This is a genomic window from Spirillospora albida (assembly GCF_000718255.1).
In the GTDB taxonomy this organism is placed as follows: domain Bacteria; phylum Actinomycetota; class Actinomycetes; order Streptosporangiales; family Streptosporangiaceae; genus Spirillospora; species Spirillospora albida.
The window spans coordinates 1-2210 of sequence record NZ_JOFJ01000047.1; the positions used below are offsets into that span (position 1 = coordinate 1).

Consider the following 2210-nt stretch of genomic DNA (forward strand, 5'->3'; position numbering starts at 1 on the left):
CGGCATGACCAGCCGTTCCATGTGCTGGGGTCGGACGCGGCCGGTGTGATCGTCCGCACGGGTGCGGGCGTCCGCCACTGGAAGACCGGCGACCACGTCGTCGCCAGCGCCGTCGCGGTGGAGGAGCAGGAACCCGCCACGCACGCCGACGCGATGCGCGGCGCGCAGCAGCGCGCCTGGGGCTATGAGACGAACTACGGCGGCCTCGCCCACTACGCGGTGCTGCGCGCGAGCCAGCTCCTGCCGAAGCCCCCGCACCTCACCTGGGAGGAGGCCGCCACCGCCACGCAGTGCGCGGGCACCTCCTACCGGATGCTCGTCAGTGACCGCGGCGCCCGGATGAAGGCCGGCGACATCGTCCTCATCTGGGGCGCGTCCGGCGGGCTCGGGGTCTTCGCCGCGCAGCTCGTCCGCAACGGCGGCGGCATCCCGGTCGGGGTGGTCGGCTCGCCGGAGAAGGCCGAGGTGGCGCGGCGGGTCGGCTGCGAGGTCGTGGTGGACCGCAGCCAGGTGGACCTGACCGGCGGCTCGCCGGTCGAGGCGGGCAAGCGGCTCGGCCGCATCATCCGCCGCGAGGTCGGCGAGGACCCCCACATCGCCTTCGACTACACCGGCAAGGCCACGTTCGGGATCTCGGTGTTCGTGGTGCGGCGCGGCGGAGCCGTCGTGACCTGCGGCTCCAGCACCGGGTACGAGCACAGCTACGACAACCGCTACCTGTGGATGAACGTCAAGCGCGTCATCGGCAGCCACGGCGCGAACCTCCAGGAGCTGGACGAGAGCAACCGGCTGTTCCGCCTCGGCCATCTCGCGCCGGTCGTCTCGGCGCTGTACCCGCTGGCGGAGACGGGGGAGGCGACCCGTCTCGTCCAGCGCAACGAGCACGTCGGAAAAGTGGGCGTGCTGTGCCTCGCCCCCAAACCCGGACTCGGTGTCACCGACCCCGAGAAAAGGGCCCGGATCGGTGCCGAAAAGCTCGATCCCCTGGCCGGTGTCTGGCCGCGGAATTACTGAGAAAAAGGGTGTCGTCCGATGAGCGTTGGGATTCTCTCGACCGGCTCTTACGTACCGAAGGAAGAGGTGTCGAACGCCGAGGTGGCCGCACGCGTCGGGGTCACGCCGGAATGGATAGAACGCAAGACGCAGATCCGCACCCGGCGGTACGCGGCGGCGTCGCAGGCGGCCTCGGACCTCGCGGTGAAGGCGGCGCACCGCGCGCTGCTCGGCGCCGCCCTGGACGCCGGCGACCTCGACTACATCATCGTCTCGACCTCGACGGGTGACGCGCCGAGCCCGCCCACGGCCAACCTCGTCCAGGACGCGCTGGGCGCCGGCAACGCGGCCTGCTTCGACCTGAACGTGGTGTGCAGCGGCTTCGTGTACGGGCTGGCGCTGGCCCGGTCGCTGCTGCGGCTGCATCCGGGGCGCCGCGCGCTCGTCGTCGCCGCCGACGTCTACTCGCGGATCCTCGACTTCACCGACCGCCGCACCGCGGTCCTGTTCGCCGACGGCGCGGGCGCCGCGATCCTCGGAGAGGTGCCCGCCGGGTACGGCGTGCTGGACGTGGACCTGCGCAGCCGGGGCGACGCCCACCACCTGATCGGCGTTCCGGCCGGCGGGTCGCGGCTGCCCGCCTCGCACGCGACGGTGGCGGCGGGGCAGCACTACTTCCGGATGGACGGGCGCGGGGTCAGCGAGTTCGTGCTCGCGAACGTCCCGGCCGTCATCGAGGCGTTCGTGCGGCGGGCCGGGCTGGACCTCGACGAGATCGACCACTTCATCCCGCACCAGGGCAACGGCAACCTCATGACGGAGCTGGTGGAGGCGTCCGGCCTCGGCAAGGCGCGGACGCACCGCACCATCGACCGCTTCGCGAACATGGGCAGCGCTTCGGTGGCCGTGACGCTCGATCACGCCGTCCACGACCTGAACGACGGCGACACCGTGCTGCTCGTCGGGTTCGGCGGCGGCATCTCCGTCGGCTCCTGCCTGCTGCGCTGGGCCGACCCCTGGAGGCTGCGCCGCCGGGACGACGCCGCCCGGTCCGGGGCGCAGGACTCGATCCGAGGAGCTTGGCGATGACTGTGACCGACGTGGCGGAAGCCGTGGTCAATGGGGCGTCCGCTGAGGAATTGGCGGGGCTGGATGTGCCGGGGGAGTTCACCGCGGCGCATTTGCGGGTGGAGGACGTGGGCATGTTCGCGGGGGCG

2 protein-coding genes are annotated in these 2210 nt (G+C 72.0%); both read left to right on the forward strand.

Annotation, left to right across the window (positions count from 1 at the left end; genetic code table 11):
- The coding region (ccrA, locus tag IE99_RS0128380) for a crotonyl-CoA carboxylase/reductase (protein ID WP_030177451.1) at window positions 1–1014 on the forward strand (1014 nt) is incomplete at its 5' end.
- Window positions 1015–1080: 66 nt separating this feature from the next.
- Window positions 1081–2082, forward strand: coding sequence for a 3-oxoacyl-ACP synthase III family protein (locus IE99_RS0128385; protein WP_245623378.1), 1002 nt, complete (start codon window positions 1081–1083; stop codon window positions 2080–2082).
- The last annotated feature ends 128 nt before the right edge of the window (window positions 2083–2210 follow it).